Source organism: Streptomyces sp. NPDC055078, assembly GCF_053607985.1.
In genome coordinates, this window is the sequence record NZ_JBSGUP010000859.1 from 1 (window position 1) to 2,967 (window position 2,967).

General features: G+C 70.8%; 4 protein-coding genes. All 4 read left to right on the top strand.

The features are described from left to right. A partial coding sequence (locus ACWF94_RS37755) for a helix-hairpin-helix domain-containing protein (RefSeq protein WP_453499346.1) occupies positions 1 to 385 on the top strand: 385 nt, incomplete at its 5' end. Next, on the top strand, positions 382 to 1,320 hold the full coding sequence (gene rapZ / locus ACWF94_RS37760) for an RNase adapter RapZ (RefSeq protein ID WP_453499348.1): 939 nt from the start codon (positions 382 to 384) through the stop codon (positions 1,318 to 1,320). The genes ACWF94_RS37755 and rapZ, both read left to right, overlap by 4 nt. Beyond that, positions 1,317 to 2,351, top strand: coding sequence for a gluconeogenesis factor YvcK family protein (locus ACWF94_RS37765; RefSeq protein WP_453499350.1), 1,035 nt, complete (start codon positions 1,317 to 1,319; stop codon positions 2,349 to 2,351). The genes rapZ and ACWF94_RS37765 overlap by 4 nt, the downstream gene beginning before the upstream one ends. Then, positions 2,342 to 2,967, top strand: a 626-nt coding sequence (gene whiA, locus ACWF94_RS37770) for a DNA-binding protein WhiA (RefSeq protein WP_453499352.1), incomplete at its 3' end; no start/stop codon positions are given. The genes ACWF94_RS37765 and whiA, both read left to right, overlap by 10 nt.

Consider the following 2,967-nt stretch of genomic DNA (forward strand, 5'->3'; position numbering starts at 1 on the left):
AGTCTGGCTGCCCGGGCAGGACGACCCGGTCGTCCTGCCCCGCTCCAGCGAGGGGCTGTATCTCCTCCAGCGCGTCCGCGACACCGCCCATGACTTCGCCATCCGCTATCAGCGCACCAAGCGGGCCAAACGCATCCGTACCAGCCCGCTGGACGCGGTCCCCGGCCTCGGCGAAACCCGGAAACAGGCCCTGATCAAGCATTTCGGCTCGGTCAAGCGGCTGCGGGGGGCCACAATCGAGCAGATCTGCGAGGTACCCGGCATGGGCCGCAAGACGGCGGAGTCCGTCGTCGTGGCCCTCGCCCGGGCGGCCCCGGCCGCCCCCGCCGTGAACACGGCGACAGGAGAGATCATGGAAGAGAACGACGGGGGCGGTACGACATGAACGAGCACGACGGAGACGGAGCAGCAGACGTGAGTACGGGCACCACGAGCGAGCCCGGCGGTGCCGCGGAGGCGGCCATCCCCGAGCTGGTGATCATCTCCGGTATGTCCGGCGCCGGGCGCAGCACGGCCGCCAAATGCCTTGAGGACCTCGGCTGGTTCGTCGTGGACAACCTGCCGCCCGCGCTGATCCCCACCATGGTGGAGCTGGGCGCCCGCTCGCAGGGCAATGTCGCCCGGATCGCCGTGGTCGTGGACGTCCGCGGACGGCGGTTCTTCGACAACCTCCGCGAGTCCCTCGCCGACCTCGACGCCAAGCAGGTCACCCGGCGGATCGTCTTCCTGGAGTCGTCCGACGACGCCCTGGTCCGGCGGTTCGAGTCGGTGCGCAGGCCGCATCCCCTCCAGGGCGACGGCCGGATCGTCGACGGCATCGCCGCCGAGCGCGATCTGCTGCGCGAGCTGCGCGGCGACGCCGATCTGGTGATCGACACCTCCAGCCTCAACGTCCATGAGCTGCGCGCCAAGATGGACGCCCGGTTCGCGGGCGACGAGGAGCCGGAGCTGCGGGCGACGGTGATGTCGTTCGGTTTCAAGTACGGGCTGCCCGTCGACGCCGATCTCGTCGTCGACATGCGCTTCCTGCCGAATCCGCACTGGGTCCCGGAGCTGCGCCCCTTCACCGGTGTCAACGAAGAGGTGTCGAACTATGTCTTCAACCAGCCCGGCGCCAAGGAGTTCCTCGACCACTACACCGAGCTGCTCCAGCTGATCTTCGAGGGGTACCGCCGCGAGGGCAAGCGCTATGTGACCATCGCGGTCGGCTGCACAGGCGGCAAGCACCGCTCCGTCGCCACCTCCGAGAAGCTCGCCGCCCGGCTCTCGTCGGCGGGCATCGAGACCGTAGTCGTCCACCGGGACATGGGGCGCGAGTGACCGGACGCACCCTGCGTCTGCGGCGGCTGCGCAGGTCAGCACATGTGCCCATGGGCCGTAAACGCGGCGCGCAGCCGAAGGTCGTCGCCCTCGGCGGCGGCATGGGGCTCTCCGCCTCGCTCGCGGCACTGCGCCGTATCACCGGGGATCTCACCGCCGTGGTCACCGTCGCCGACGACGGTGGCTCCAGCGGCCGGCTCCGGGAGGAGCTGGGCGTCCTGCCGCCCGGTGACCTGCGCAAGGCACTGGCCGCGCTCTGCGGCGACGACGACTGGGGGCAGACCTGGTCGCGGGTGATCCAGCACCGCTTCCAGTCCCAGGGCGATCTGCACGAGCACGCGGTCGGCAATCTGCTGATCGTCGCCCTGTGGGAGCAGCTCGGCGACCATGTCCAGGCCCTGGACCTGGTGGGCAGGCTGCTCGGCGCGCACGGGCGGGTGCTGCCGATGTCCGCCGTGCCGCTGGAGCTCCAGGCTCTCGTACGGGGACACGACCCGGCCCGCCCGGACGAGGTGGAGACCGTCTGCGGTCAGGCGACCGTCGCGCTCACCCCCGGGGATGTGCAGTCCGTGCATCTCGTGCCTCACGATCCGCCCGCCGTACCGGAGGCCGTGGCCGCCGTTCGTGACGCCGACTGGGTGGTTCTCGGACCGGGTTCCTGGTTCTCCTCGGTGATCCCCCACCTGCTGGTGCCCGAACTGCTTGATGCCCTGGTGGAGAGCAAGGCGAGACGTGTTCTCTCGCTCAATCTGGCACCCCAGCCCGGTGAAACCGAAGGCTTTTCACCGCAGCGTCATTTGGAGGTTTTGGGACGACACGCGCCTAAACTCGCCCTGGACGTGGTGCTGGCCGATCAGGCCGCCGTGCCCGACCGCGATTCCCTCGCCGATGCCGCCAAGCGGCTCGGCGCCGCGGTCGAGCTGGCGCCCGTGGCCTCGCCCGACGGACATCCGAAGCACGACCCGGAGCTGTTGGCCGCCGCGTACGACCGTATTTTTCGGATGCATGGAAGGATCGGCCCATGGCGATGACGGCAGCGGTGAAGGATGAGATTTCCCGGCTTCCCGTCACCCGGACCTGCTGCAGAAAGGCGGAGGTCTCGGCGATCCTGCGATTCGCGGGCGGGCTGCACCTGGTGAGCGGGCGGATCGTGATCGAGGCGGAGCTGGACACCGGCATCGCCGCGCGCCGGCTGAAGCGGGACATCCTGGAGATCTTCGGCCACAGCTCCGAGCTGATGGTGATGGCACCCGGCGGGCTGCGGCGCGGCTCCCGCTATGTCGTACGGGTGGTGGCGGGCGGCGACCAGCTGGCCCGGCAGACCGGGCTGGTCGACGGCCGGGGGCGCCCGATCCGGGGGCTGCCGCCGCAGGTCGTATCCGGCGCCACCTGTGACGCGGAGGCCGCCTGGCGCGGCGCGTTCCTCGCGCACGGGTCGCTGACCGAGCCGGGCCGCTCCTCCTCGCTGGAGGTCACCTGCCCCGGCCCGGAGGCCGCCCTCGCCCTGGTCGGCGCGGCCCGCCGGCTCTCCATCGCCGCGAAGGCGCGCGAGGTGCGCGGGGTGGACCGGGTGGTCGTCCGCGACGGTGACGCGATCGGTGCGCTGCTGACCCGGCTCGGGGCGCATGAGTCGGTGCTCGCGTGGGA

Coding starts and splice junctions, on each gene's coding strand:
- rapZ (WP_453499348.1), top strand. CDS start 382: ATGAACGAGCACGACGGAGACGGAGCAGCAGACGTGAGTACGGGCACC.